Annotated in this window: 1 protein-coding gene; it reads left to right on the top strand. The window is 71.0% G+C overall.

Annotation, left to right across the window (positions count from 1 at the left end):
* Window positions 1–255: transposase (locus ACLBYB_RS33575; RefSeq protein WP_447701462.1), on the top strand; the 255-nt coding region annotated here is incomplete at both ends.

Below are 255 nucleotides of genomic sequence, written 5' to 3'. Positions count from 1 at the left end.
GCAACCGCGTTGGCCGCCTCGGTGAGCGAGCCCGGACGCTTCCGCTCCGGTCGGCAGTTCGCGGCCTCGTTGGGCCTGACACCGCTGCAGAACTGCAGTGGCGGCAAGGAGCGCCTGGGCCGGATCTTACGCATGGGCGACCGCTACCTGCGCCGGCTGCTCGTAGTCGGCATGACCTCTCTGATCCGGCGCGCGAAGGCGACGCCGACCTCGGTCGACCCGCGGCTGCCGGCACTGCTGCAGCGTAAGCCAGTG

Source organism: Methylobacterium sp. D54C, from assembly GCF_053345595.1.
This window is presented reverse-complemented; position numbering and strand designations above follow the sequence as displayed.